The sequence below is a fragment of the Neorhizobium sp. AL 9.2.2 genome, assembly GCF_013317225.1.
Taxonomy (GTDB): Bacteria; Pseudomonadota; Alphaproteobacteria; order Rhizobiales; family Rhizobiaceae; genus Neorhizobium; species Neorhizobium soli.
Genome location: NZ_JAALXU010000009.1, coordinates 328,485 through 352,966, shown reverse-complemented (window position 1 = coordinate 352,966; position 24,482 = coordinate 328,485). Strand labels below are relative to the sequence as shown.

Genomic DNA, 24,482 nt, shown 5'->3' with positions numbered 1-24,482 from the left:
TCACGGTGTGCCTCGCGGGCGCCCACTTTGCTCTTCACGATCAATGATGCGACAGGATCTCGCCCAGGAATGCCCGTGTACGGGGATGGGCCGGTGCGCTGAAGAAACTTTCAGGATCATTTTCTTCGACGATCTCGCCGTCGGCCATGAAGATGACGCGGTCGGCGACCTGGCGGGCGAAACCCATTTCGTGCGTGACGCAGATCATCGTCATGCCGTCGCGGGCAAGCGAGACCATCGTATCGAGCACCTCCTTGACCATTTCAGGGTCGAGAGCCGACGTTGGTTCGTCAAACAGCATCGCCTTTGGTTCCATGCAGAGAGCACGCGCAATCGCGACGCGCTGCTGCTGGCCGCCGGAAAGCTGGGCCGGGTATTTGTCCGCCTGATCGCCGATGCGGACCCGTTCCAGATATTTGCGGGCCGTCTTTTCCGCCTCGGGACGCGACAGTTTGCGCACGCGCATGGGCGCGAGAATGCAGTTCTCGAGCACCGTCTTGTGCGGGAAAAGGTTGAACTGCTGAAACACCATTCCGACTTCGCGGCGGACCGCATCGATCGCCTTCTGGTCGTCCTTTACGGTATGGCCCGATACGACGATCTCGCCTCCCTGGCTTGCTTCCAGCCGGTTGATGCAGCGGATCAGCGTCGACTTGCCCGATCCCGAGGGGCCGCAGAGAACGATCTTCTCGCCCTTCGCCACCGTCAGGTTGACTTTCTTGAGGGCGTAGAATGCGCCGTACCACTTTTCCACGTCGCGCATCATGATCATCGGCTCTTTGCCGGTCGACTGCGCATCGGCTTTGGTCACAATTGCCATGGTCATTTTCCTTAATCTATCTTGCCAAACCGGCGGACATACGCCGCTCGATGCGTCGTCCCCACAGGGACAGCGGCCAACACATTGCGAAATACATGGCGCCGACGACGCCGAACACGAGAAGTGGCTGGTAGATCTGGTTTGAGACGATCGAACCGGCACGCGTCAGCTCGATGAAGCCGACGATGGCAGCAAGCGACGTGCCTTTCAGAAGCTGTACGAGGAAGCCGACGGTTGCCGGCAGCGAAAGCTTGAACGCTTGCGGCATGATGACGTCGAACATCAGGCTGCGGGTATGCAGGCCAAGCGCATCGGCGGCTTCGGTCTGGCCCTTTGGCACCGCCTCGATCGCGCCACGCCAGATTTCGCCCAGAAATGCCGAAGCATGCGCGGTCAGCGCGATACCGACGGCGGCCCAACCGGGCAGATCGAAGCCCAGAAGCGGCAGGCCGAAATAGGCGACGAAGAGCTGCATCAGAAGCGGCGTGCCCTGGAAGAGCCCGATCCAGCCGATCGCGATATAACGGACCAAGGCGATCCTCGACACCCGCATCAGCGCCACGATGACGCCCGAGATGATGCCGCCGACAAAGGCCATTGCGGTCAGGACAAGCGTCCAGCCAAGGCCTTGCAGCAGGTAGGTCAGTTCCTGGTATCCCATATCCTGGTCCTCCTCAGCGCTGCGGATAGTTGAAGGCACGCCGGCCGATGGCGGCAAGCGTCCACATGGTCACCATCGAAATCACGAGATAGATGCCGGTCAGGGTGAAATAGGTCTCGAAACTGCGGAAGGTTTCAGCCTCGATACGCTGGCCGACCGAGGTCAGTTCGTAGGCCGAAATCGAGGTGCAGATCGCCGTCGTCAGCGTCAGCAGGATGAACTGGCTCGACAGCGAGGGATAGATGGCCCGCAGCGCCGGCTTCAGCACGATCATCCGGAAGACTTCGTGATTGTGGAGACCCAGCGCCAGCCCGGCTTCGGTCTGTCCCTTGGGAATGCTTTCTACACCACCGCGAATAATCTCGATCGCATAGGCGCCACCGTTCAACCCCAGTGCCAGAACCGCGGTCATGGTCGGATTAAGCCGGACGCCGGCGAGTGGCAGCGCGAAGAAGATGAAGTAGATCTGCACAAGGAAAGGCGTGTTGCGGATCACCTCGACGAAAGCCGTGACGAGGAAGGACGGGATGACCATGTGCGTTCTGAGGATCGCCACGCCCAGCACGCCAATGATGGTTGCGATTATCATGCCGGCTACGGCCAGGAACAGGGTTCCCAACGTGCCATAGACCAGCGATTGCCAAACATCGGTCACGACGCTGAAATCAAGTGTCATGTTCTACCTCCCTCATTGCCTTAACCATCGCCTCGTCTCAGTCCCAATCGGGTTCCCATTCGAAGCGGGAATAACGCTCGCCACGCGCCAGCGCATGAATGGCAGCCATGTCTTCCGACGACAGTTCGAAATCGAAAATGTCCATATTGGACCGGATGTTTTCGGCCTTTGCGGAGCGCGGAATGGCGCCGACATGGTCCTGCTGCACATGCCAGCGCAACGTGATCTGGCCAGCCGATTTGCCGTATTTCGCGCCGAGCTCTGTCAGCAGCTTCGAGCTGAACACCTTGCCGCGCGCAATCGGCTGATAGGCATTGAGCAGCATGTCTGCCCGCCGCATGCGCTCGAGTAGTTTTTCCTGCGACAAGAAGGGATGGTATTCGACCTGATTGCAGAACAGCTCTGCCTTGTGGACGTCGAGCGCCTCGTCGAGCAATGCCACAGTGAAATTGCTGACACCGATCAGCTTTGTCTTGCCCTCGGATTTTGCCTGCGCGAATGCATCGAGCGTTTCACCGAGCGGTACGTCCCTGGTTGGCCAGTGAACAAGGAGCAGATCGACATAGTCGAAACCCAGCCGTTCCAGGCTCTCCTCAACGCGGGCCGCGACCGTTTCCGGATCGAGATCGTTGAACCAGATCTTGGTGGTGACGAAGAGCTCTCCCCGTGCCACGCCGCTCTCACGAATGGCGTTGCCGACTTCGACTTCGTTTCCATAGCGTATCGCGGTATCGATCTGGCGGTAACCGAGTTCGATGGCGGTACGGATCGCCGCCTCGCCTTCCGGTCCCTTCAGTTCGAAGGTGCCGAGGCCGAGGCTCGGGATATCCACGCCCTGGATGGTCTTTATTTGCAAGCCGGTCATTGGCCCTCGTCGGATTCGGGTTCGAGAATTCTGCGCGACGCGATCAGCGTTCGCTTGGCCCATTCTGCAGCGGAAAGGCCAGCCGATTGCTCGTCGTTGGGGATTTCCACAGCGACCGGCAGATCCGCCGGCATCGCCGCAAACATGCCGGCAAGGTCGAGCTCCCCCTCGCCCGGCAGAAGCCGCGCGTGGCGGGCCGTGTAGTTCAGTTCTTCCCGCGTCTCCGGGATCTTGGCTGGAGCATCGCAGATCTGCGCATAGTTCAGCCACTTGCGCGGCACAGCAGTGATCTCTTCGATTGTCGTGCGGGCCCTCGAGACATGCAGCGTATCGATGATCACGCCCTGGTTCGGCTGGTCGGCAGCACTCAGGACGCGGGTGGCGGCTGCGAGATCCCGCAGCTCGGATTGCGGCATGAACTCCAGGTCCATCGACAGGCCGAACGGATGTGCCGCCTCGCACAGTTTGACAAACGAAGACGTCAGACGCCCTTCATCGGCATCATCGCCGGCGACAAGAATGGCGCGGGCGCCAAGCTGGCCGGCACATTCAAGAAACGGCAGCAGCGGTTCCGGATCGAAATCCGGCGAAATCCGGATCATCTCGACATCGAACACTGCGACGCCGCTGTCGGCCATCAGGCTGATCAGGGATTTCACCCGCGCCGGGTCATCCATCAGCGGGTAGGCAAGGCCACGCGGAAAGGCCGGCATCAGGCGCAGACCGAGATAGTCGTATCCGGCCTCAGCCGCCGCACGCACCGCTTCTTCCGGTGCAACGCCGAGTCCGGTCAGGAAAGAGAGGGACCACTTACGTTTCATGCCGCCACCTTTGCCGGTGCTAGCATTTCAGCGAGCGTCACCGTGCGATCCTCGCGGCCGGCGAGATCGACCGCAAGCGTCGCGGCAAGCGTCGACATCCCGTCGCGCGCGCTGATCAGCGGCTTTGCCTCGCCACGGATCACATCCACGAAGTGGTCAAGCTGGTTGACATAGGTGAGCGAGCCATCGCCGGGGCGGTATTCGCGAACCAGCGGATGCTGCCAGTGATCGTTTTCTTCCGCGTGCCGCCACAAATACATGTCGGAGACAGACAGTGCTGCCTTTCGTCCGGCGAGGAAAAGGGAGGGACCGGGCTGTGCCGGATGATAGAGCGCCTGCCCGGACGTATATTCCCAGGCCCAGGGGCTGACGGCTGCGTCCGAGATCAGGAATGTGCCGAGCACGCCGTTGACGAAGCGGATCGAAATGCTTGCGGTGTCTTCGACCTCAAAACCGCGGCGGGCCGAGGATGTGAAGGCGCGGATGCTTTCGATCTCGCCGACCAGATAGCGCAGGACGTCGATGTCGTGGATGAGGTTGATCAACAACACGCCACCGCCGCGCTTGCGGCGCCATTCGGTGTTGAAATAGTCGTCCGGCTTGTCGAACAGGGTCATGCCGCTGACGGCGACCAACGGTCCGAGCTCTCCAGCGTCGATGGCGCGTTTGGCGGACCGGATGTCGGGGCTGTGGCGGCGCTGGTGGCCTACAAGGACGGCCACCCCGCTTCGTTCCGACGCCTCAACGATGCGGGCAGCCGAGGCGATGCTTTCGGCAATCGGCTTCTCGATCATGCAGGGCACGCCGCGCTCGATGCAGGCGAGAGCGGCCGGTGTATGAAGATTGTTCGGCAGCGCAATGATGGCGCCGTCGGGCTTGGCGTCATCGAGCATGGTATCGTAATCGGTAAAGTACGGGACGGAGAGGCGCGCCGCGAGTTCGGCTGCGGCGGGCGACGGATCGCAGATCGCGGCTAACTCGGCGCGGCGGTTGGACACCAGGAGGTCGGCATGTTCGCGGCCGATCAGACCGGCACCCATCAGACCGATGCGGGTCATTGCGTCATCTCCGCCATGGCCCGCAGAGCGAGGCGATAGCCGTAGGCGCCGAAGCCTGCCATGACTGCCGTCGCGGTCTTGGAGACGAGCGACTTGTGATAGATTTCCTCGCGCTGATGCACGTTGGAAATGTGCAGCTCGATCTTCGGCTTGTCGAAGGTCTTCAGCGCATCAAGGATAGCGATCGACGTGAACGTATAGGCCGCCGGATTGATGATGATGCCGGCGGCATCATGGCGCGCCGCATGAATGGATTCGATGATCTCGCCTTCGAAATTCGACTGGCGGAAATCGATCGCGACGCCGAGTTCGGCAGCATCCGCTTCCAACCAGCCACGGATTTCGTCGAGCGTCGTGCGGCCATAGATATCCGGCTCGCGCTGACCGAGAAGATTGAGATTGGGTCCGTTCAGAATAAAGATCGTGCGCATGTCCATGCCTTTTGCTGCAGATCGGGGCGCGCTTTTCCAATCGCGGCTGCGCGCCCCGTTTCGTCATGCGGTCGTGGAATTGACGCTAACTATTTACTGTACGGTGAAGGGGATGCCTTCGAGCTTTTCCGGGAAATTCGGAAGCGCGTCTGCGGCCAGCCACTTCTTGTTGATCGCTTCGAGACGGCCATCGGCCTTGATCTTGTCGATGAACTTGTTCAGCCAGTCGTTGATTTCCTTGTCGCCGAGCTTGGTGGTAACGCCCATCCACTGTTCGTTGAAGACCAGCTTCTGTTCGTAGTCGTTGCCTGGCGATGCCCGGTCGAGATTGATCTTGTAGGTCGTGTTGCCACCGATCGCATCGACCTGGCCGGAGACGAGCGCCTGGATGTTGGAGCTGTCGTCGTCGAAGCGGCGGATGTTGGGAACGTCACCCAGAAGGGTGGTGATCGCCTTGTCCTGTGCCGCGCCGCGTGGCACGCCGATGCGCAGGCTTTTCGCGTCCTCGATCGTGGTGATCTTGTTCTTGGCGCTCGACAAAAGAATGATCTTCAGGCCTGCATAAGGCTTGGTGAACTGCACGGCCTTGGCGCGATCCGGATACATGCCCATGACGGCCATCTGCAGATCGACCTTGCCGGTCAGAAGGTTCGGGATGCGGGCCGAGACGGCGTTCGGTACGAACTCGACCTTGACGCCCATTTCCTCGCCGATCAGCTTGGCCACGTCGACGTCATAGCCGATGTTCTGGCCGCTGGCGTCGATCGAGCCCCATGGTGCCTGTTCGCCCATGACGCCGACCCGGATGACGCCGGCGCTCTTGATCTTCTCAAGAGCCTGCGCATGGGCGGCTGACGCGCCGAGCGCCATGCTGACGCCCGCAACCAGCGTCAATGCGAGTGTGCGGAATGAAAATTTGCCTGGCATGAAATGTCCTCCTCAGGGTTGATGCCTTTTGATGCCTGGGCGGCGACTCCTCTTCGCAACCCAAACGGAAATACCCGTAATTCAATTAACCAACCAGTTGGTTGATGTCAATCGACGTGCTATTCCTGCTCGCGGATTGATTGCTTACACTTAAGCCGCTGCTCCCTGTTGCCTGCTGTGGTAACGGGGCCGCGAGGCCGAGGAATTGATATGACGACCACCGAAAACATGTCCGCTGATACGAGTCTTGACCCAGGCCAAAGGTCGCCGGAAAGACGCAGACGCTTTTTGCTGGAATCGGCAATCACGGAATTTTCGACCTACGGGATCGGTGGCGCACGGGTCGATCGCATCGCTCAGCGCGCGAATTCCAACAAGGCGATGGTCTACCACTACTTCGGCAGCAAGGAGGATCTCTACCTTGCCGCGATGGAGCATCTTTACACCGGCATCCGCAGTGCCGAAGACGCGCTCGTGCTCGATCCGGAAGATCCCGTCGGTGCGATGAAGGCGCTGATCGCCTTTACCTTCCGGTATTATATCGACAACCCCGCCTTCGTCCGAATGATCAACACCGAAAACCTGCACGGCGCAGCGCATCTGCAGTCGGCCGGCGACATGAAGGGGCTTAACAGCTCGGTCGTGACGAAGGTCTCGACGATCCTCGATATCGGTGCCGCAAAGGGCCTTTTCCGACGCGTGGACCCTCTCGATCTCTACATCTCGATTTCCGCCCTCGGCTTTACCTATGTTTCCAATCGCCACACGCTGAAGGTCCTGTTCGGACGCGACCTCATGGCTGCAGACGCGGTCGAGGCACGCCTGGAAACCATGACCGACATGATCCTGCGATATGTCGCTGCGGACGGTCATCAGCCCCTCCCCGCGATCGATCGGTAGTGGGCGATGGTCTGCGATATGCCCTGCCCCAGCGGCGTGAAGGGTATGGCGCCTAGCAGAGCTTCGTTGTCGGTGGCGGCGATGTCTGGCGCCATCGGCACGGCTGGGCCGCCAAAATCGATGTTCGCACCGGGGATTTCAGCCCGGATAGCTGCAATCACGTCAGGTACGTCTTCGCGGGCACCACCGACCGAAAACGCGTGTGCTCCCTCGTACGGCCGTGTTGCCGCCGCCGCGAAAGCCGCTGCGACATCGGCGACGAAAACGAGATCCTGCGGGCCGGAATAGCCGATCGTGTAGGCATTGCCGAGAACCGCTTCGCGGCAGGCAAGCGTCGGGCCTGCCGTCAGCCCGCTTTCGCGCCCCGGCCCGTAGACCACCGTCGGGCGAAGGCCAATGCTGGAGATGCCCGCATCCGCCCAGTACGCGCGAGCGCTTCCTTCGCAGGCAAGCTTGAAGGCGCCGTAATGCGTGACCGGATGCGGCGTCGTGCCGTCATCGGGGCCAAAGACCGCAGCGCTGCTGGCATAGGCGATCCGCGCAATGCCGTTAGCCTTGGCTGCTTCGAACACGTTCAGCGTGCCGATCAGGTTTACCGTCGCGCCGAGCACCGGGTCGTTCTTGCAGGCTGGCGTCAACAGAGCGGCGAGATGAATAATGGATGCGCAATCTTTGGCGGCGGATTTGACCGCGGCGCCATCGGTAATATCGCCCTCGAACCACTCGACGTGATCCGCTTCGTCGCCAGCGATGTCCCGCAATATGCGGCGGTCGGTCGAGCGATCGAAGATCCGCACGTCATGGCCTTCGGCCTTCAACGCCTTGAGGATCCAGCCGCCCAGAAAGCCGGCGCCTCCCGTAACAAGTATCCGGGTCATGTGGCGCCCCGCATATCTTCAGACGTGAGGGAGAAGGCGGTCTCATAGATATCAGTGACCGGCGCTTGAAGGATGCCGCTTTCAACTGCCAGCCGCTCCACCTCGGGCAAGGCCGCCCGCAGTCCTGCGCTCGACGACCCCTCGACCAGAACGACGACGTCGAAGACAGTCTCGTTCATTACAGCCCGCAGCTCGGTTTCCTTGGTGCGGACGCTCGAAACCTCGTTGCGGGAAACACCGACGTGGACGCAGGAGACACCACGCACCGCGAGCATCGCGTCCGCGAGTGCCTGAGCACTTGCCCGCAGCCGGGTTTCGCCATCGTCGCCCGAGAGATCGAAGCGGATCGTCGCCATGCTGCCACCGTCACCATGGCCGGCTCCAGCAATGCGTTCGCAGGCGACGCGCAGAAAATTACGGAAACTCGGCGCAACAGCCGTCGTCCAGGGTGTCGGGTTGTTCAAACGCTCGAGGTAGTCGGGGGAACGGAATGTCTCCAGTGTCTCCCCGGAATAGACCGTGCCGAAAACATAGCGGGAGGCAGAAGGAGCATGCAGCCGCTTGCCGGTTCTGAAGCCCGGGATCGAAAGGCGCTCGGGCATATGCTCGCGGGTATGCCATTCGATATATTCGGCATGCCCGCCCTCTTCGATGTCGTGCCAGATCGCCAGAAAGGCGTTGCCATTCATTCCCATCGTCTTCTCCTCCCATTCACTCGCCCTGCATCCTCAGCGCTTGACAAGCCGGTCATTTGCGACCCATGTAGGCCACTAGAATGTTAGTATGCTACAAATGTCAAGCGCAAGGTTTCAACCATACGAACGCGTGAAGACGACAAACGAAAAGAAAGCGGCTCTTGGGAAACGGGTCGTAATGCCAGGGAGGAGATACACATGGCGAACCAGGAAACACCTCGCGTTGCGATCGTCACAGGGGGGGCCGGCGGGCTCGGATTTCCGATCGCAGCAAGACTTGCGGCCAAGGGCCACAAGGTCGCGCTATGGGACATCAACAAGGAACGGGTCGAAGAGGCTGCTGCCAAGCTTCCGGGCGCCAAGGGTTATGTGGTCAACGTCATGGACCCCGCCGCGGTCGAGGCAGCCACGGAGCAAGCGGTCGCGGATCTCGGGCCGCTCGGCATTCTCGTGACCTGCGCCGGTCACAATGGCCCGCTCGAAAAATTCGTTGATTACCCGCATGACGGCTGGCGCTTCGTCATGTCGCTCAATCTCGATGCAGTATTCTACTGCTGCCAATCGGCAGTTCGGCAAATGCTGAAGACCGGCTATGGCCGCATCGTCAATATCGCCTCGATCGCCGGCAAGGAAGGCAATCCCAACGCGGTCGCCTACTCCGCTTCGAAGGCGGGCGTTATCGGCCTGACGAAATCGATCGGCAAGGAACTGGCAACGACGCAGATCCGCGTCAACTGCGTGACGCCGGCTGCGATCGAAACGGAAATGATGAACCAGCTGACACCGGAATTCAAAGCCTATGTAACAGCGAAGATCCCTGTCGGTCGCCTCGGCGAAGCGGAGGAAGTCGCATCGCTCGTCAACTGGCTGGCGTCTGAGGAATGCTCGTTCTCGACCGGCGCCGTGTTCGACGTCTCCGGCGGCCGCGCGACGTATTGAGGTCGCACAATGTATAAGCAACATCCCCTTTCGCTCGCCTATCTGACCGTGTTCGGTTGTCCTCCGGTCGAGAACGTCAGGATCGCAGCCGCCTGCGGTTACGATCTCGTCAGCCTGCGGCTGATTGCTCCACACGGGCTGGAGCTTGCCCATCCAATCGTTGGGAACCAGAAGCTGATCCGCGAAATCAACGCCGCGGCGTCGGACACGGGCATGTCGTTCTACGACGGCGAGGTGTTCACCCTCCTGCCGGAGACGGACATCAAAACCTGGCTTCCGGTGATCGAGACTGCCGGTGAATTCGCAATGCCGATCATGCAGATCACCTGCGAGGACCCGGATCTTTCCCGAGCAGCAGACAATCTCGGCCGCATTGCCGACGCGGCGGCGCAATACGGCATCAAAATGGCGATCGAGTTCATGCGTTGGCGTTCCACTGCCAACATCCATGATGCAAGCCGCCTGGCGAGTGCGACGGGCCGGAACAATGTCGGCCTTCTGATCGACGCGCTGCACCTGTCACGCTCCGGCGGCAGCCCCGCCGATGTCGCAAGCCTGCCGAAGGGCCAGGCGCTGTATCTCCAGCTTTGCGATGCGCCGGCCGAGCAACCGGCAGACAACGCCGGTTGCATTGCCGAGGCACGCACTGCCCGGATGTTTCCAGGCGACGGCGGCCTGTGGTTGAAGGATCTGATGGCCGCCCTGCCCGCAGATGTCGTAATCAGCGTCGAGACCCCGCATAAAGGAGACGCGGCGCTCAGCTTCATGCAGCGCGCCGAAATAGGAATGGCTGCCACGCGGCGCTTCCTCGACGAGATCTCCACCTGACAAGCGCCCTCAGGGAATGTTGCCTCACTCCCTGAGGGCGCGTACAGAATTCGGTTATGCCGCGTCGGAGCGTATGATCCGCTCCGGGAAGGAAGGGACCGTAGGAATGGATGCAAAACCACGATCCTCGCTGGGCGCAAGGGTGACCGAGAGGCTGAGACGAGCCATCATCGATGGCGAGCTCGAGCTGGGTGACGCACTGTCGGAAGACAAGCTGGCGACCACGCTTGGCGTCAGTCGGAGCCCCGTGAAAGAAGCCTTCGCTACCCTTGAACAGCAGGGCCTCATCGATGTGCGTCCGCAAAGGGGAAGCTTCGTCTTCCTGCCGACCCGCGAAGACACGGAAAACCTGTGCGAATTCCGCAAGACGATCGAGATCGAGGCAGTTCGCCTCGCCATGTCGCGTCGTCGCGATGAAACGTTAAAGGCGATGCGGGCAGCTGCCGAAGACATGATGGCGGCGTGCGAGGCGGGCGACAACCATCGATCCGCCCGCGCTGATGATCATTTCCACGATGCATCGCTGGAGAATTGCGGCAATCCGTATCTGTTCAACGCCTACCAGCTCGTGTCGAGCAAGGTCGCAGCACTTCGATCGCACCGTTCCACGCTGCCCACGCGCAAAAATGCGAGTGCTGAACATATCGCCATCGTGGAGCTTCTGGAAAGCAATCGGATCACCGAAGGACTGGACATGCTTGGGACCCATGTCCTGATGATGGCGGTTCGGTACGGTATTGAGGAAGAGCCGCTACGACTTCCCGGTGGACGAGCCGCACGCAGCGCGAAACTCGACCATATCGGCCTTCTGCCGGACTAATCCCGCAACCGGACCGGACCACAGGACAGATCCGTCTCAATCGTTGTTTACGATATCGGCGCGGTGTTTCTCCGGCACGCCTTTCGTCTTCTCAACTCTGTCTCGATGCAGCGCGGCGCGTGCGAGGAGAAGGAAGGTGGCCGGCGTCGTAACCGTGACGAAGATCCCGATGAGGATCTCGTGCATCATTGGTCGACCTGATGTCACGGAGAAAAAGATCATCGACGCGACCATGACGCCGCCCACACCCCAGCTGGTGCCGAGGGTTGGCGCATGGATGCGCTCGTAAAACGTCGGCAGCCGGAGAAAGCCAATGGCGCCGATTAGCGCCAGCGCCGCACCGACAAGCAGGAATACCGCGACCGCGATGGCGGCCCAGAGCGGCAGATCAGTGGCTTCACTCATTCGATCACCTCACCCCGCATCAGAAATTTGGCGAGCGCAACGGTTGCCACGAAACCCAGCATGCCGATCACCAGCGCCGCTTCGAAATAGATGACCCGACCCGTGCCGATCCCGAACGTGACGAGCATCAGCATCGCGTTGATGTAGAGCGTGTCCAAGGCAATGATCCTGTCCTGCGCCCTCGGGCCGCCGAACATGCGCACAGAGGCGATAGCCATGGCCGCAGCCAGCATCAATTGTGCGACAGCCACAGCTGTGAAGACGATGATGGCACTCATACGAAGATCTCCATCAAGAGCTTTTCATAGCGGTTCTTGACCATATCGCGCCACTTCGCCTCGTCGTCGAGATCGAGGACATGCAACAGCACGGTATTGTCATTGGAATCGTATTCCAGCCAGGCTGAGCCGGGCGTGCTCGTCAGAACGATCGCGAGCACCGCCAGCGAGAAATGGTTGTGCGTCTGCAGCTGGATCGTCAGGAAGGCCGGATTATGCCGCCGCGAACCGCTCCTCAGGATGACTGCGGCAACCTGCGCGTTCGACTTTGCAACGTCGTAGAGCACCATCCCCAAAAGCTTCGGCAGAAGGTACCATTTGCCGAGTCTCGGCTTCTCCGGTCTCAGCGAAGCCATAGCCCAGCATGCAAAGACTGCGACCATCGTGCCGATAATCAGGTGGCCGAGCGTGAACCCGTTCAGCAGCAGCCACATGAGGACCAGGAAGACGGCAAGGATCGGGAAGGGAAACATCAATCGCCTCCCTGTCCGTTGCTGTCGGCGACGCCCTTCAGGACTGTCGCGTTTCTGACGGCGTTGATGTAATTTTCCGGGCTGGCAAGGGTCCGTATCGTCGTGTCCATGTACTGCATCGCAGGTCCAGCCTGAACCGTCAGCACAAGGGTAAGGCTCAGAAGGAACATGACTGGTACGATCTCGATGACCAGCACCCGCGGCACGGTGCCCTCGATCGAGCTCCAGAACGTCCTGATGCCAACACGCGTCATCGCGATAAGCGCTGCGACGCCTGACAGGATGACGAGAACGATGAGCGTCCAGACAGCAGCAGTCGGCGGCACGCCAATGGCGCCGGTACCCATCATCGCGGACAACATCGCGAATTTGGCGATAAAGCCAGACAGTGGCGGCAGACCGGACAGAAGGATCGCACAGGCTGCAAAGCATATGCCGAGGATCGCCATCGTCCCGGGCATCGTGACCCCGTCGCCCTCTTGCGGCTCATCGTCGTCGGCGTCGCCGTAAGCTTCCATCGTCACGGTGAGGACGCTAGCGCCCGCATCCTGACCACGCTCGACAAGTTCGATCAGCATGAAGAAGGCGCTGATCGTCAGGGTCGAGCTCACGAGATAGAGGAGTGCGCCGGACGAGACCGCACCATCGTTGATGCCGAGCACCATCAGAAGCGTGCCGGACGACACCAGAACCGAATATCCGGCCAACCGGCCCAAGGCCTGCGACGCGAGCACGCCGATCGTTCCAAACACCACTGTCGCGATACCGCCGATGAGCAGGAATGTCGATCCGAACCCGGCCGATGGCCCGGTTTCAAACAGCAGCATGATCAGCCGCAAGATGACATAGATGCCGAGCTTGCTGAGGATCGCGAAAACGCCCGCGACGGGTGCCGAAGCGGCGCTATAGGCGGTCGGAAGCCAGAAGCAGAGCGGCCACATGCCGGCCTTGATGAGAAATGCGATCCCAAGCACGCCGGCGCCGGCTTCCATCAGCATGCGTCGGTCCGGCTCGATCTGCGGAATGCGCGCTGCAAGGTCGGCCATATTCAGCGTGCCGGCTGTTCCGTAAATCAGGCTGACACCGATCAGGAAGAGAAGTGCGGCCGCAAGATTGACGGCGATGTAATGGAGGCCGGCCTTCACCCGCAGCGGACCCGAGCCGTGGAGAAGCAGACCATAGGATGCAGCCAGCATCACCTCGAAGAAAACAAAGAGGTTGAAGAGATCGCCGGTGAGGAATGCACCATCCACCCCCATCAGCAGCAGCTGGAACATGGTGTGGAAATGGGCGCCGACCGTATGCCAGCGGGCCATCGAATAGACGAGCGACGCAAGCGCCACCAGCGCCGTCAGAAGCAGCATCATCGCCGACAGCCCGTCGAGCACCAGCACGATCCCGAACGGGGCTGCCCAGTTGCCGAGCAGGTAGACGCCTTCGAAATCGCTCGGACCGCTCTCGATACGAAACAGCACGAACGAAACGCAGACGAGGATCACCACCGACGTCAGGCTGACCATCGCCTTGGCAACGCGCTGTCGTTCGTCGATGAACAACAGCACTGCCGCCGCAAGCAGCGGGACCAGGATCGGTGCTATGATGAGGTGATGCGCCCAGCCGTTCATGACGGGTCGCTCCTGCCGTCAACATGGTCGGAGCCGGTCAGGCCGCGGGAGGCGAGCAGCACGACCAGAAACAGTGCCGTCGTGGCAAAGCCGATAACGATTGCCGTCAGCACAAGTGCCTGGGGCACCGGATCCGCAAGGCTTGCGGTGGCCGTGCCGTCCACGAGAACCGGCGGCACATTCGTCTTCACCCCGCCGACGCTGAAGATGAACAGGTTGACGGCATAGGCCAAAAGGGAAAGCCCGACGATGACCTGATAGGTCCGTGGGCGCAGGATGAGCCACACGCCGCAAAAGGTCATGACGCCGATGGCGATGGAGAGAATGATTTCCATCAGGTTTCCTTAGTCTTTGCTGCATCGATTGCCCGCAGGCGATTGATGCGGATCGACTGGTGCGCCAACGCCACCATGATCAGAACCGTCGAGCCAACGACGAGCGAGAAGACGCCGAGATCAAACAGCAATGCCGTTGCCGCCGGCATTTTTCCGACAAGCGGGAGCTCGATATACTGGAAGTGCGAGGTGAGAAACGGGTAGCCGAAAGCCCAGGCTCCAATACCCGTTAAGGCGGCAGTCAGAAGACCAGCACCCATCCAGCGCAGCGGCAGAATTCGGATCCGATCTTCTGCCCAGCGTGTTCCGCCGGCCAGATACTGCAGCAGGAAGGCGAGCGACAGCGTCAGGCCTGCCGAGAACCCGCCGCCCGGCATGTCGTGACCACGCAGGAACAGATAGACAGCGAACATGATGATGACAGGGAAGAGCCACTGCATGATGACCGACGGGATCAGCATGTAGTCCCGAGCCGTATCGCCCGCAGACCGATCCGGCCGCTCTTCGTCGAAGCGGTTCTGTGCCCGCTGCTGTTCGGGCATCGCCATCGTATCGTCGGCCGGCCGGAAACGGCGAAGCAGCGCATAGACGGTGAGCGCCACCACGCCGAGAACTGCGATTTCGCCAAACGTATCGAAGCCGCGGAAGTCCACCAGGATCACGTTGACGACGTTGCGGCCTCCGCCCTGCGAATAAGCGTTTTCCAGGAAGTAAGTAGCGATAGCGTCCGGCACCGGCATCGTCATCACCGCATAGGATATGAAGGTCATGCCGACACCGCAGAAAACGGCGAGCGCAAGATCCCGGAAGCGTCTCAGCCGGGCGCGGACGGTAATCGGTGCATCATTGATTTCGTTCCGCTTCGGCAACCAGCGTAGGCCGAGAAGGATCAGTACCGTCGTGATGATCTCGACCAGAAGCTGCGTGATCGCGAGATCAGGCGCCGACAACCAAACGAACGTGACGCAGACGATCAGCCCGACGCCGCCAAGCATGACGAGCGCCGCCAAACGGTGATATTTCGCAAGAAACGCGGTGCCGAGCGCCAGACAAATACCAATCAGCCAGATGGCCGCGAAGGCCTTGTCGACCCCGGAGAACACGAACGGCCGCGGCTCGAACCCGGAGAGCCAGAGCGGCAGGAGACCTGCGACAAAGCCGGTGAACACGACCCAGCGCAACTGCGGCTGCAGCTTGCGGGTACCGATCCGCCGCTCCGCGAGCCTTGCCCAGCGCCATGAGACTTCGACGAGGATACGCTCGAAGATGCGCTGTCCGCGGAAGCGTCTGAACACGGGCGCACCGTCTTTGCACTGCGCAAGATAATTTCGAAGGAGGATGTAGATCAGCGCGCCGGCGACAAGAGCAACGATGCTCATAACGAGCGGAAGGTTGAAGCCGTGCCAGATCGAAAGGCTGTATTCAGGCGTATCCGGCCCGAGTACGCCCATCGCGGCCGCCTGCAGGATCGGTCCAACGGCGATCGCCGGAATGACGCCGACGACCAGACACGCGACGACCAGAAGTTCGATCGGGAACAGCATCCAGTGCGGCGGCTCGTGCGGCTTTTCCTTGGGAAGACCAACTGGCTTCGGCCCGAAAAAGACCGTGTGGATGAACCGAAGCGAATAGGCGACGCTGAACGCACCGGCGAGAGTGGCGACGTAAGGAAGAATGCGGTCCAGGAACGAGTCCGCGTGGGTCTCGACCGCTTCTGCGAAGAACATCTCCTTCGACAGGAAGCCGTTCAAAAGCGGGACGCCCGCCATCGCCGCACTGGCGACCATGGCAAGTGTGCCGGTAATCGGCATGAACCGGAACAGTCCGCTCAATTTTCGCATATCACGCGTACCGGTCTCGTGGTCGATGATACCGGCTGCCATGAACAGCGACGCCTTGAACGTCGCATGGTTCAGCATGTGAAAGATCGCAGCGACCGTTGCCAGCGGGCTCCCGAGGCTGAGCAGCGTGGTGATCAGGCCGAGATGGCTGATCGTGGAATAGGCGAGCAGACCCTTCAGATCCTGCTGGAACATCGCGAAGTATGCGCCCAGCAGAAGCGTGATCATGCCGGCCGCACCGACGAGAATGAACCATTCGTAACTGCCGGACAGCGCCGGAGACATGCGCGCCAGGAGAAAGACCCCGGCCTTTACCATGGTCGCAGAATGGAGATAGGCCGATACCGGCGTCGGCGCTGCCATCGCGTTCGGCAGCCAGAAATGGAACGGAAACTGCGCGCTTTTTGTCAGAGCGCCGAGCAGGACGAAGACGAGTGCCGGGACATAGAGGGAATGCGCACGAATGACGTCGCCTGCCTCCAGGATCTTGTCGAGGTCGTAGCTTCCGACGATATTGCCGAGAAGCAGGAGGCCGACGAGAAGGCAGAACCCACCGATGCCGGTCACCGTCAGGGCCATACGCGCACCATCGCGGGCAGCGGAACTGTTGTGCCAGTAACTGATCAACAGGAACGAGAAGATGCTCGTCAGTTCCCAGAAGATCGAGAGGAGGATGACGTTGCCGGAAAGCACGATCCCCATCATGGCCCCCATGAACGCCAGCAGGAACGAGAAGAAGCGCGGAACCGAGTCCTCTTCGGACATGTAGTATCGCGCATAGATGACGACCAGCAGTCCGATGCCGGCGATCAGAAGCGCGAACATCCACGCAAAGCCATCAAGCCGTAACTTGAACTCAAGCCCAAGCTGGGGGATCCACTCGAACGTCAAGCGGACAACCTGGCCCTCCGTGATCGAAGGGTAGGAGGCAATGACGATTAGAAGGCATGCAAGCGATACCCCACCGGCAGTCCAGGAGGGGAGTACACGCGACGATGTCTTCAGAAAAAATGCCGAAGCAAGACTGCCGACAAACGGCAGAACCAGAAGAACAAGCAGGAAATATGGGCCCAGCGTTATCCCAATGTGTCTGTTCCTCGTGTGTTTCGATGGCCTGAGAGCGCACAATACGCGCCACTAGCAATCTCTCGAAAATTGACCTATATGATTTGTATTGACCAATATGGGCAGAATAGAGCGATGGGTCAAGCCGCGCAAACTTGTATATTGTCTCCAGCGCTTTGCCGGGCGGCCCGAGGGTTCCTCGACTGGACCCAGTCGGACCTTGCCGATCGCTCAGGCGTGTCGCGCAGCACCGTACGCGACTACGAGGGCCAGCGACACGATATTCACAGATCGACCGAGGCTCAGCTGCGCCAGGCGTTCGAAGGCGCGGGCCTTGCATTCGTCGTGACCGAGAATGGAATTGGGATCTGTCCCGGCGAACAGAAGCAAGAATGCTGAGGCTGCCGATCGGCACCGCAAACCATTTCTGACCCCGGGAACCAAATTCGCGCCAAGAGCTTTCTCCCTACATGTGAGGGAGGGATTATCACATGAAAATTGCTCTGCTTTCCGCATCGTTCGCAGTCGTGAGCCTAGCCGTCGCGGCTTCCTACGTCCTGCCGTCGGGCAGCACCCTGGAACGCGGCCAACCCTACAAATACGCGATGGCACGCTAATGCATCTCTCAGGCGTTTGAGAAACTCGCGCTGGCGTCTGACGCCGGGTCAGGTCGCTTTCAACGTTTCGCACATTTGCCGGCGGCTGCTTTGTGCCGCTCACGCAGCCCAGCTTCGGTCCAGCACGTCGATCCAGTTTTCGAATGAGATCTTCGCGATATCCTCGTCCGAGAAGCCCTGGTTACGCAGGGCTTCGATCAGGCGCGGAAGGCCGCTTGCATCTTTTAAGTCCGAAGGCACGGTCGTACCGTCGAAATCCGAGCCTAGCGCGACGTGATTGATTCCGATCCGCTCGGCGATATAGTCAATGTGCCGCACAAGCACATCGAGGCTCGTGCTTTCGTCTCTGCGCCCGTCGTCGCGCAAGAACAGGACACCGAAATTGATGCCGACGAGCCCGCCTGTATCGCGGATCGCGTCGAGCTGGCGGTCCGTGAGGTTTCGGCTGTGCGCAGAGAGCGCGTGCGCATTGGAATGGGATGCGACAAGCGGCGCCTTCGAGATTTTTGCGACGTCCCAGAAACCGGCCTCGTTCAAATGCGACAGATCGACCATAATCCTGAGGTCGTTGCACGCACGAATCAGGTCTCGTCCGGCGTCACTCAGGCCCGGGCCGATATCCGGCGTTGACGGGAACTTGAACGGAACGCCATAGGCAAAGATGTTCGGACGGCTCCAGACGGGACCAAGAGTTCGCAAGCCCGCTTGGTGAAGCACGTAAAGCGCATCGAGATCCCCGGCAATTGCTTCGGCGCCCTCGATATGCATCACAGCGGCAAAGCTGCCCGTTGCAATCGAGCGGCGGAGATCGTCCGCAGTCCGACAGACCTTGACCCCGCCGTTGGAACGGCGCTCGATATCCAACAGGATCCGAGCCATGGCGATGGTCTGGTTCAGCGCCTCGGGTTGAGCCGGGGTCGGAAAATCGCCGTTCTGGTCCTTTGCCATGGACGGCGACGGCACATAGATGGCGCAGAGACCCCCGGCCAATCCACCCTCGCGGGCTCGCGGCAGATCGATATGACCATCCTTCCGCCCGTCCAGAAAGTCACCGACAGGATCCTTCGCGTCGCTGAGGCGCAGACGCAAGAGCACGTCGTTATGACCGTCGAAAACCGGAACGGGAGAGTTCGTCATCTGTGGAAAAGTCCTGGGGAATCATGATGCGGAAGACTTCTAGATAGGATCTCCGGCTCCGAAATACACCCGCGAGACACAGCGGAAAGAATTCGTTGCAGCCCTTTTATCATGCCCGCCTCAAGAGAAGCCGGAACATCGACGAGTCGAACCCGGTCAGGGCTTTGTCCGCAATGCGCAAGACGATCGACTGAAGTGCGAAAGCGGCAGCGGTCGTCGCAACGGCGCCCATCACCCCGAAATGCGGGACGAACAGGAAGAAGCCGGCAATCCGCACCACGACGCACACGGCCATGATCTGTAGATAGCGGCCTTCGTGGCCTGCCAGAAGCAGCATGATCACAGAGGGCCTCGTCGTTCCGAGCGCCGCAGTGCCGAGGCAGAGGACCAGCAGTTCCGGGAAATACGCAGCATAGGGCTCGTTTATCAGCAGAAGGGCGAAATAGCCGCCTACCAGAATGCCGATCAGGCCGATCGCGCTGAAGGCAAGGGTTATCCAGGCAAGGCTATCGAGCATCTTGTTGAGGGCCCGCTGTTCTCCGCGATAGTAGAGCCCCGGGAGATGGCGCGTTCCGAAGAGATTGACAGAATCTGCGGCAGCCGCAAACAGATTGGCGAGGCGGACGGTCACGAAATAGGCCCCTGCGATTACCGGGTCCATCAGATAGCCGATGATGATCACGTCTATGTACTGATTAGTAGCTTCGAGAGACGTCGCGAGCCAGAAGCGGACCGATCGCGGAAGCCATAGCCGGTAGTCCGCAACCGCACGGATACGGTTAAAGTCCGGAAAACGATGCAGGATTCGTCCGCGGATGAGATAGAGCTGCAGAAGGAGAGCAACACCTGCTCCAACTGCCAAGGCCAGGAAGAGATGGGCCGTATCCGGGCGTGTCCCGCTGAAGAGACAGGCGAGCAGATAGAGGACGGGCACGCTCCCCACAATGGCGTTGCCCGCGCCGTCTCCCGAGGCAACGCCGATCTCGGTTCGCACGAGATGCATGCAGATCTGCAGCACGGAGACGATCATCATATAGATGACGCAGGTTATTGCTGTCTGGCCATCGACCAATGCGGAAGCCCAGAAATACAGACCGATCGCGACGATAACGGTGCCGCTGAGCGACAGAAGCAGCGTGAAGTAGAGCGCGCCTTTCAGCTTCGCCGCATTGCCTGCCGCCGTCATCTCGTTCCACATCCGCAGCACGAACGGCTCCTGTCCGGCGGCTGCCACGATGCAAAGCAGCCCCGCTGCGGAGTAGAGGATCGAGTAGTGTCCGAACGCTTCGGGATCGAGAAGCCGAGCAGCAAGCGTGATCAGCGCGAAGTTGAGCAAAACCATGCCGATCTTGACGCCGACGACGACAGCCATCCCGCCGATATCCGGCCGGCGGATAAGCGCGCCGATCCGACCGGCAAAGGTGCGGTGGGCAGCGGGCGCCACGTGGTCGGATGCATCACCGGACATTGGCGACCCCTTTTCTCAGGAAGTTCTTGAGCGGTTTCGCATGGTGATAAATGGCAGCGACCGCAGCTCCCTTGAGAGACAGGGCTACGGTGATATTGCGCATCGTCGTTTCCGTCGGGCGAAAATGCGTTTTGTACCCGGGATCGCCGAGGCAGAGATCCATTACTCTGTGGCCGTCCTGGTGGCGCAGCTGTGCGACGCGGTAAAGGATCTGCATTCCCGCCGAGATTTTCTGATGCTTCTTGATGTCGGATGCAAGCAGCGTTGCGTGAAACTCGCCGTCGCCTGCCAGCCCGAACAGGGCAGCGACAGGTTCTCCAGCGAGATAGCTGACGTAGAGCACAGCTTCTCCTGAAGCCGCCGCTGCGACGGCATAATCACGATAGAGATCGAAATATTCATGGCGATCCAGCAGGTTCTCCGAATAACGGTCCTGTCGCGCCTCCCGAAGGAAGTCGAAGACCGCGCGGATTTCCTGCTCGTGCGTAATGGCTTTGTGCAGGTAGGGGCCGTAGGCTGCTTCCGTCTGTCGGTGCAACCTGCCAAGGTTCTTGGTGAAGTTGCGGTTCATCACCTTTAGGCGCCAATGGTCGAAATCGTCGCCGATATCGAACGCGTAGGCAGAGTTCTCTCCCCGGCTTTCGCGAGCCCCCTTGAACAGACGCTGGATGTCGAAGCCATCGGCACGAACCTTGCGGAACATCAGCAGGTCGGCACCGCGAAGCGTTTCGCGCAACGCCTTTAGAACGGCCGGTGATGCGGCGATCTGCTCGAAACGCTCCGCGTCGCAGACGATCGTGTTGTAGTCGCTGATACCGAAATCCGCAGGCTGCATTATCATCACCCCGGATGAGCGCTGCATCACGAGGGGAAGCACGGCAAGGAGACTGTCGTCGGCTTCGTTGCGGAACGTCACCGTCCGCTGCTTCGCGCCCAGGGAAGGACCGAGGCGCCGGTGCAGCATGTCGAGCCACATCGGCGCCTGAAAGGCAGTGCCCTTCCCTTCCGAATAGAGGCGGCGATATTCCGGCCCTGAAAAATCGAACGTCTCTTCTACGGTGACTTTCATGGCTTCGGGGCTTTTCTCGATCGTACTCTGGCGGGGAATTGTCTTCGGCAGTTTGTCCTGTTCTCAGCTCAGTGCGACCCGACCGCCTTCGGCCGATGCATCAAGCTTGAAATCGCGCTTGACGACGACATCACCCTTTTTCTGCTTCCCAGCCTTCTTCCAGGCAAAAGCAGCCACCGCCTTCGGATAGACATGCAGGCCCGAATTTTCGGTCGACAGGCCCTTCACGCCGAGCGTGCGGCGAAACACGCCGTTGCCATAATGGACCGCGTAGGAATTCCAGATCTGCTTCGTCCAATGCTCCATCGTCACGGAGATGTTCATGCAATCATGGTTCTGTACGCGATGCGGTGCATAAAGCGGCCATGTCACCATTTCTCCCGGATGCAGATCGACAGCCGTCGCGTATTCGTCGAACCACGTCTCGTAGGGCATTTTTTCATCGGTCTCGCGCAGCAGGATCTTCTCCACCTGCATCGGGCGCAGAAACACTTCCGAGCGCGGGTAAAGATAGACGCGCTTGCTGCCCTCGATCTGCCAAAGCGACTGGCCCTGGATATCGGCGTGGTAGAAGACGTTAGCGTTGGGAGACGAGACGAGGACACCGAGGTTGCGCTTGAATGTCTCGAATCCCGGCATGCGGCCTGCGAATTCGGAAAAGATCGTGTCGAGCAAATGGCCATATTCCGGCGCCCAGTCCATCACGCGGCGAATGTTCATCCACATGCGGCCCTTTTCGACTGCAGCGAGTGCCTCAGCGCCCGAAATGCCGTTGCGGACGCCATAAAGTCGCGATGGGTTGGTGATGTCGTCGGACATGGATTCCAGCCCGAACTCGCTATCCGGGCAGCGTTCGATCAACTTGCCGACAGCCTCCCTCGAGAACAGACCGGTTTCAAGGAGGCGATGATTGAGCTTGACGATCTCATTGCCGAACAAACGCGCGTGGCGGTCTTCCCAGTTGGCAATGATGTCCTTGTTCATGAGCATAGAATTCATTGAAATCCACTCCCTAACATCCGTTCGTCACCAAGGGTCGACAATCGGTCTTGATACTTTCAGGATATCTTCGCTGGAACAGATAAAGCGAAGGGCTGACCTTGCTCTCAGATACAGCACTCCGGCCAGCGATGAGTAAACGCGGGCTTTGTTCTTTTCAAATCGGTTAACATGGAGTGAGGCCGACCATTAAAATCCGCCCTATTCTCTCGGCCAGAACTGCGACCCATCAGGCGTCCGGGTTCCACCGATACGAGCGCGGCGCAGGCGATGGCTCGTCCGGGAGCATCGACAACAACGAACCGGTGCGCGGTGCAGGCTTGCGCTCGATCTCTTTCGGATAGTCTTCGTCCAGCGTCTCGGTGCGGGCGTGTTCCGGCCCCCGTTGCGGATGATTGACATCCATCGCGATGCCGAAAGCGAGCACGCCGAGTGCACCCAATGTCAGTCCAACTGCGGCGCCGAAAACGGCCGCCTGCGCGATGCTCGGCGGCCAGCTGCGCTCTCTCGGAGCAATAGGCGCAGAGATCACACGAAGATTGGTCGTATCAAGCTGTTGACGTTCGGCTGCCATTCGCGCCCGTCCGAGAAAGGCTTCGTAGACTGCGGCTCTCGCAGATGCCTCTCTCGACAATTCCCTCAGACGCACCTGCGCATCGTTATCCGAGAACACACTGGTAGAAACGGTCTTCGATTCACCTTCGAGCTTTTCGACAACGGCCTTTGCCTGATCGTATTCGTTGCGGGCAGCAAGCGTCAGCCGGGACATTTCCCGGGCGATTTCCTGGTCGAGCGACTGCAGCCGCGACTGAACCGCGGCCCTCCTCGGATGCCTTGTACCGAACGTCAGCAACTGCTCGTCGGCTTCCTGCTTGAGGGTCGAATACTGGGCCCGCAGCGCGGCAAGCGTTGCGGACTGCATCGCGAGGGAATCGTTGCCACCGGCAAGCATTTGCTTGTAGCGCGAGTCAGCGGCGATCAGACGTTCGCGAGCCTCGCGCAACTGGGTGTCGACCTGGACCATGGAACGGCTGCTGGAAAGCTCGCCTTGCGAAGAGCGAAGGCCGCTTTCGCGCCGAAATGTTTCGACGGCCTCTTCGGCCTCGATGACACCCTTCTTCAGCTCGGTGAGCCGTGCAAGAAGCGAGTCTGTCGTTCTCTTCGCGCCGTCGACATCGCCGGCATTGAGTTCGGCCTTGAATTCCTCGATCAGCGCTTGCGAAATCCGAATGGATTTCTCGGCATCCCATGTCCAGACCGACATGAACAGCACGAAGGATTTCTCATCCCGCTGGGCTGCAAGTCTCTTGTTGAGAGATTCCAGCGCGATGATTCTCGGATCGACCGGCGTCGCGGGTCCACCGAAGCTGAACAGACTAAAACCGCCAGCTGGAACGAATTCGATGTCGTTGGTAAGATCGAGCTTTTCGATCACCCGGAGAAGCACGTTGCGCGACAGCAGGGTTTGAAGCTTGCTGTCGGCGTTGAGGAGCAGCGTTTCGCGCATGTCGTTGCGCGAACCCGTCTCTTCGCCCACGATCTGCAGACCGGCGGGATCGATGACGAGTTCGCTCGTCACCGTATAACGCGGCTTGGAAATGACCGTGTAGGAAACTGCAAGTACCAATCCGATGAGGGCAGCTGCGACGATCCAGCGGAATTTTTGGCGCAGCCAATAGGCCAGCCGCCCCAGATCGATCTGAAGGTAGTTTGTCAGCCCTTCAGGTGCGGAGCTGTTCGACCGAGCTGGATATGGAGGCTGCATTCGGTTCACGTCTCACGGCTAATGGCAGAGCACCGGCTCTCTCATTCCACCGCATTTATCACAGCCTGTGCTTAAGATTGTTTTAA

At 60.1% G+C, this 24,482-nt stretch carries 27 protein-coding genes; 6 read left to right on the top strand and 21 right to left on the bottom strand.

Going from position 1 to position 24,482, the window contains the following annotated elements:
- Positions 1-40: 40 nt before the first annotated feature.
- From G6K99_RS19340 to G6K99_RS19305, 8 genes are all read right to left on the bottom strand, one after another.
- A complete protein-coding gene (locus G6K99_RS19340) occupies positions 41-763 on the bottom strand; it encodes an amino acid ABC transporter ATP-binding protein (RefSeq protein ID WP_062460402.1) in 723 nt (240 codons plus the stop codon).
- A 73-nt stretch (positions 764-836) separates the two neighbouring features.
- Positions 837-1,481, bottom strand: coding sequence for an amino acid ABC transporter permease (locus G6K99_RS19335; RefSeq protein WP_062459043.1), 645 nt, complete (start codon positions 1,479-1,481; stop codon positions 837-839).
- A gap of 13 nt (positions 1,482-1,494) precedes the next feature.
- Positions 1,495-2,157 carry an amino acid ABC transporter permease gene (locus tag G6K99_RS19330; protein WP_062459040.1) on the bottom strand — a complete coding sequence of 221 codons (663 nt, stop codon included), beginning with the start codon at positions 2,155-2,157 and terminating at the stop codon, positions 1,495-1,497.
- 37 nt (positions 2,158-2,194) lie between these two features.
- The gene (locus tag G6K99_RS19325) at positions 2,195-3,022 is read right to left on the bottom strand and encodes an aldo/keto reductase (protein ID WP_174197521.1); all 828 of its coding nucleotides are present in this window, start codon (positions 3,020-3,022) and stop codon (positions 2,195-2,197) included.
- Complete coding sequence (locus G6K99_RS19320; RefSeq protein ID WP_174197520.1) at positions 3,019-3,843, bottom strand: sugar phosphate isomerase/epimerase; 825 nt, start codon at positions 3,841-3,843, stop codon at positions 3,019-3,021. The genes G6K99_RS19325 and G6K99_RS19320 overlap by 4 nt, the downstream gene beginning before the upstream one ends.
- Positions 3,840-4,901, bottom strand: a complete 1,062-nt coding sequence (locus G6K99_RS19315; RefSeq protein WP_174197519.1) for a Gfo/Idh/MocA family protein — start codon at positions 4,899-4,901, stop codon at positions 3,840-3,842. Before G6K99_RS19315 ends, G6K99_RS19320 begins: the two co-directional genes overlap by 4 nt.
- Positions 4,898-5,338, bottom strand: coding sequence for a type II 3-dehydroquinate dehydratase (gene aroQ / locus G6K99_RS19310; protein WP_174197518.1), 441 nt, complete (start codon positions 5,336-5,338; stop codon positions 4,898-4,900). The genes G6K99_RS19315 and aroQ overlap by 4 nt, the downstream gene beginning before the upstream one ends.
- Before the next feature lie 87 nt (positions 5,339-5,425).
- Entirely contained in the window at positions 5,426-6,259 is an 834-nt protein-coding gene (locus tag G6K99_RS19305) for a transporter substrate-binding domain-containing protein (RefSeq protein ID WP_113110036.1), read from the bottom strand.
- Between the two features lie 288 nt (positions 6,260-6,547).
- Here G6K99_RS19305 and G6K99_RS19300 point away from each other — a divergent pair, with 288 nt between their 5' ends.
- The gene (locus G6K99_RS19300; RefSeq protein WP_162734756.1) at positions 6,548-7,159 is read left to right on the top strand and encodes a TetR family transcriptional regulator; all 612 of its coding nucleotides are present in this window, start codon (positions 6,548-6,550) and stop codon (positions 7,157-7,159) included.
- Here the strand turns inward: G6K99_RS19300 and G6K99_RS19295 are convergent.
- Both G6K99_RS19295 and G6K99_RS19290 read right to left on the bottom strand, forming a co-directional pair.
- Positions 7,132-8,037 carry an NAD(P)-dependent oxidoreductase gene (locus G6K99_RS19295; RefSeq protein ID WP_174197517.1) on the bottom strand — a complete coding sequence of 302 codons (906 nt, stop codon included), beginning with the start codon at positions 8,035-8,037 and terminating at the stop codon, positions 7,132-7,134. The genes G6K99_RS19300 and G6K99_RS19295 overlap by 28 nt on opposite strands.
- The gene (locus G6K99_RS19290; RefSeq protein ID WP_174197516.1) at positions 8,034-8,732 is read right to left on the bottom strand and encodes a hypothetical protein; all 699 of its coding nucleotides are present in this window, start codon (positions 8,730-8,732) and stop codon (positions 8,034-8,036) included. The genes G6K99_RS19295 and G6K99_RS19290 overlap by 4 nt, the downstream gene beginning before the upstream one ends.
- 198 nt (positions 8,733-8,930) lie before the next feature.
- Between G6K99_RS19290 and G6K99_RS19285 the strand changes: the two genes are divergently transcribed.
- From G6K99_RS19285 to G6K99_RS19275, 3 genes are all read left to right on the top strand, one after another.
- A complete protein-coding gene (locus tag G6K99_RS19285; protein ID WP_174197515.1) occupies positions 8,931-9,671 on the top strand; it encodes an SDR family NAD(P)-dependent oxidoreductase in 741 nt (246 codons plus the stop codon).
- Positions 9,672-9,680: 9 nt separating this feature from the next.
- A complete protein-coding gene (locus G6K99_RS19280) occupies positions 9,681-10,499 on the top strand; it encodes a sugar phosphate isomerase/epimerase (RefSeq protein WP_174197514.1) in 819 nt (272 codons plus the stop codon).
- A 106-nt stretch (positions 10,500-10,605) separates the two neighbouring features.
- Positions 10,606-11,319: a GntR family transcriptional regulator gene (locus G6K99_RS19275; protein ID WP_062576427.1), complete on the top strand. Its 714-nt coding sequence runs from the start codon at positions 10,606-10,608 to the stop codon at positions 11,317-11,319.
- Between the two features lie 36 nt (positions 11,320-11,355).
- Here G6K99_RS19275 and mnhG read toward each other — a convergent pair whose 3' ends face one another.
- Genes mnhG through G6K99_RS19245 form a run of 6 tightly spaced genes read right to left on the bottom strand, consistent with a single transcriptional unit; the run spans position 11,356 to position 17,356 of the window.
- Positions 11,356-11,724 carry a monovalent cation/H(+) antiporter subunit G gene (gene mnhG / locus G6K99_RS19270; RefSeq protein WP_062459008.1) on the bottom strand — a complete coding sequence of 123 codons (369 nt, stop codon included), beginning with the start codon at positions 11,722-11,724 and terminating at the stop codon, positions 11,356-11,358.
- Positions 11,721-12,002 carry a K+/H+ antiporter subunit F gene (locus G6K99_RS19265; protein WP_062459005.1) on the bottom strand — a complete coding sequence of 94 codons (282 nt, stop codon included), beginning with the start codon at positions 12,000-12,002 and terminating at the stop codon, positions 11,721-11,723. Before G6K99_RS19265 ends, mnhG begins: the two co-directional genes overlap by 4 nt.
- Complete coding sequence (locus tag G6K99_RS19260) at positions 11,999-12,475, bottom strand: Na+/H+ antiporter subunit E (RefSeq protein ID WP_062459002.1); 477 nt, start codon at positions 12,473-12,475, stop codon at positions 11,999-12,001. Before G6K99_RS19260 ends, G6K99_RS19265 begins: the two co-directional genes overlap by 4 nt.
- Complete coding sequence (locus G6K99_RS19255; protein ID WP_062576429.1) at positions 12,475-14,100, bottom strand: monovalent cation/H+ antiporter subunit D; 1,626 nt, start codon at positions 14,098-14,100, stop codon at positions 12,475-12,477. The genes G6K99_RS19260 and G6K99_RS19255 overlap by 1 nt, the downstream gene beginning before the upstream one ends.
- The gene (locus G6K99_RS19250) at positions 14,097-14,435 is read right to left on the bottom strand and encodes a Na+/H+ antiporter subunit C (protein WP_062458996.1); all 339 of its coding nucleotides are present in this window, start codon (positions 14,433-14,435) and stop codon (positions 14,097-14,099) included. Before G6K99_RS19250 ends, G6K99_RS19255 begins: the two co-directional genes overlap by 4 nt.
- The gene (locus G6K99_RS19245; protein WP_113110280.1) at positions 14,435-17,356 is read right to left on the bottom strand and encodes a monovalent cation/H+ antiporter subunit A; all 2,922 of its coding nucleotides are present in this window, start codon (positions 17,354-17,356) and stop codon (positions 14,435-14,437) included. Before G6K99_RS19245 ends, G6K99_RS19250 begins: the two co-directional genes overlap by 1 nt.
- 75 nt (positions 17,357-17,431) lie before the next feature.
- Here G6K99_RS19245 and G6K99_RS19240 point away from each other — a divergent pair, with 75 nt between their 5' ends.
- Both G6K99_RS19240 and G6K99_RS23440 read left to right on the top strand, forming a co-directional pair.
- Positions 17,432-17,740 carry a helix-turn-helix domain-containing protein gene (locus tag G6K99_RS19240; RefSeq protein WP_062458994.1) on the top strand — a complete coding sequence of 103 codons (309 nt, stop codon included), beginning with the start codon at positions 17,432-17,434 and terminating at the stop codon, positions 17,738-17,740.
- 92 nt (positions 17,741-17,832) lie between these two features.
- A complete protein-coding gene (locus G6K99_RS23440; RefSeq protein ID WP_256413830.1) occupies positions 17,833-17,958 on the top strand; it encodes a hypothetical protein in 126 nt (41 codons plus the stop codon).
- A gap of 99 nt (positions 17,959-18,057) precedes the next feature.
- On the opposite strand, the gene G6K99_RS19235 is transcribed toward G6K99_RS23440, so the two are convergent.
- From G6K99_RS19235 to G6K99_RS19215, 5 genes are all read right to left on the bottom strand, one after another.
- The gene (locus tag G6K99_RS19235; RefSeq protein WP_174197513.1) at positions 18,058-19,095 is read right to left on the bottom strand and encodes a dipeptidase; all 1,038 of its coding nucleotides are present in this window, start codon (positions 19,093-19,095) and stop codon (positions 18,058-18,060) included.
- Positions 19,096-19,204: 109 nt separating this feature from the next.
- Entirely contained in the window at positions 19,205-20,563 is a 1,359-nt protein-coding gene (locus G6K99_RS19230; protein WP_113110043.1) for a lipopolysaccharide biosynthesis protein, read from the bottom strand.
- Positions 20,553-21,632 carry a GNAT family N-acetyltransferase gene (locus G6K99_RS19225; protein WP_174197512.1) on the bottom strand — a complete coding sequence of 360 codons (1,080 nt, stop codon included), beginning with the start codon at positions 21,630-21,632 and terminating at the stop codon, positions 20,553-20,555. The genes G6K99_RS19230 and G6K99_RS19225 overlap by 11 nt, the downstream gene beginning before the upstream one ends.
- A 63-nt stretch (positions 21,633-21,695) precedes the next feature.
- Positions 21,696-22,631 carry a hypothetical protein gene (locus G6K99_RS19220; RefSeq protein ID WP_174197511.1) on the bottom strand — a complete coding sequence of 312 codons (936 nt, stop codon included), beginning with the start codon at positions 22,629-22,631 and terminating at the stop codon, positions 21,696-21,698.
- Between the two features lie 229 nt (positions 22,632-22,860).
- Positions 22,861-24,396: a GumC family protein gene (locus G6K99_RS19215; protein ID WP_062458979.1), complete on the bottom strand. Its 1,536-nt coding sequence runs from the start codon at positions 24,394-24,396 to the stop codon at positions 22,861-22,863.
- Positions 24,397-24,482 lie beyond the last annotated feature (86 nt).

Bases quoted from the DNA above. Each gene is read 5' to 3' on its own strand.
- G6K99_RS19340 (WP_062460402.1), bottom strand. From the start codon at position 763: ATGCGCGACGTGGAAAAGTGGTACGGCGCATTCTACGCCCTCAAGAAA.
- G6K99_RS19335 (WP_062459043.1), bottom strand. From the start codon at position 1,481: ATGGGATACCAGGAACTGACCTACCTGCTGCAAGGCCTTGGCTGGACG.
- G6K99_RS19330 (WP_062459040.1), bottom strand. From the start codon at position 2,157: ATGACACTTGATTTCAGCGTCGTGACCGATGTTTGGCAATCGCTGGTC.
- G6K99_RS19325 (WP_174197521.1), bottom strand. From the start codon at position 3,022: ATGACCGGCTTGCAAATAAAGACCATCCAGGGCGTGGATATCCCGAGC.
- G6K99_RS19320 (WP_174197520.1), bottom strand. From the start codon at position 3,843: ATGAAACGTAAGTGGTCCCTCTCTTTCCTGACCGGACTCGGCGTTGCA.
- G6K99_RS19315 (WP_174197519.1), bottom strand. From the start codon at position 4,901: ATGACCCGCATCGGTCTGATGGGTGCCGGTCTGATCGGCCGCGAACAT.
- aroQ (WP_174197518.1), bottom strand. From the start codon at position 5,338: ATGGACATGCGCACGATCTTTATTCTGAACGGACCCAATCTCAATCTT.
- G6K99_RS19305 (WP_113110036.1), bottom strand. From the start codon at position 6,259: ATGCCAGGCAAATTTTCATTCCGCACACTCGCATTGACGCTGGTTGCG.
- G6K99_RS19295 (WP_174197517.1), bottom strand. From the start codon at position 8,037: ATGACCCGGATACTTGTTACGGGAGGCGCCGGCTTTCTGGGCGGCTGG.
- G6K99_RS19290 (WP_174197516.1), bottom strand. From the start codon at position 8,732: ATGGGAATGAATGGCAACGCCTTTCTGGCGATCTGGCACGACATCGAA.
- G6K99_RS19285 (WP_174197515.1), top strand. From the start codon at position 8,931: ATGGCGAACCAGGAAACACCTCGCGTTGCGATCGTCACAGGGGGGGCC.
- G6K99_RS19280 (WP_174197514.1), top strand. From the start codon at position 9,681: ATGTATAAGCAACATCCCCTTTCGCTCGCCTATCTGACCGTGTTCGGT.
- G6K99_RS19275 (WP_062576427.1), top strand. From the start codon at position 10,606: ATGGATGCAAAACCACGATCCTCGCTGGGCGCAAGGGTGACCGAGAGG.
- mnhG (WP_062459008.1), bottom strand. From the start codon at position 11,724: ATGAGTGAAGCCACTGATCTGCCGCTCTGGGCCGCCATCGCGGTCGCG.
- G6K99_RS19265 (WP_062459005.1), bottom strand. From the start codon at position 12,002: ATGAGTGCCATCATCGTCTTCACAGCTGTGGCTGTCGCACAATTGATG.
- G6K99_RS19260 (WP_062459002.1), bottom strand. From the start codon at position 12,475: ATGTTTCCCTTCCCGATCCTTGCCGTCTTCCTGGTCCTCATGTGGCTG.
- G6K99_RS19255 (WP_062576429.1), bottom strand. From the start codon at position 14,100: ATGAACGGCTGGGCGCATCACCTCATCATAGCACCGATCCTGGTCCCG.
- G6K99_RS19250 (WP_062458996.1), bottom strand. From the start codon at position 14,435: ATGGAAATCATTCTCTCCATCGCCATCGGCGTCATGACCTTTTGCGGC.
- G6K99_RS23440 (WP_256413830.1), top strand. From the start codon at position 17,833: ATGAAAATTGCTCTGCTTTCCGCATCGTTCGCAGTCGTGAGCCTAGCC.
- G6K99_RS19235 (WP_174197513.1), bottom strand. From the start codon at position 19,095: ATGACGAACTCTCCCGTTCCGGTTTTCGACGGTCATAACGACGTGCTC.
- G6K99_RS19230 (WP_113110043.1), bottom strand. From the start codon at position 20,563: ATGTCCGGTGATGCATCCGACCACGTGGCGCCCGCTGCCCACCGCACC.
- G6K99_RS19225 (WP_174197512.1), bottom strand. From the start codon at position 21,632: ATGAAAGTCACCGTAGAAGAGACGTTCGATTTTTCAGGGCCGGAATAT.
- G6K99_RS19220 (WP_174197511.1), bottom strand. From the start codon at position 22,631: ATGAATTCTATGCTCATGAACAAGGACATCATTGCCAACTGGGAAGAC.
- G6K99_RS19215 (WP_062458979.1), bottom strand. From the start codon at position 24,396: ATGCAGCCTCCATATCCAGCTCGGTCGAACAGCTCCGCACCTGAAGGG.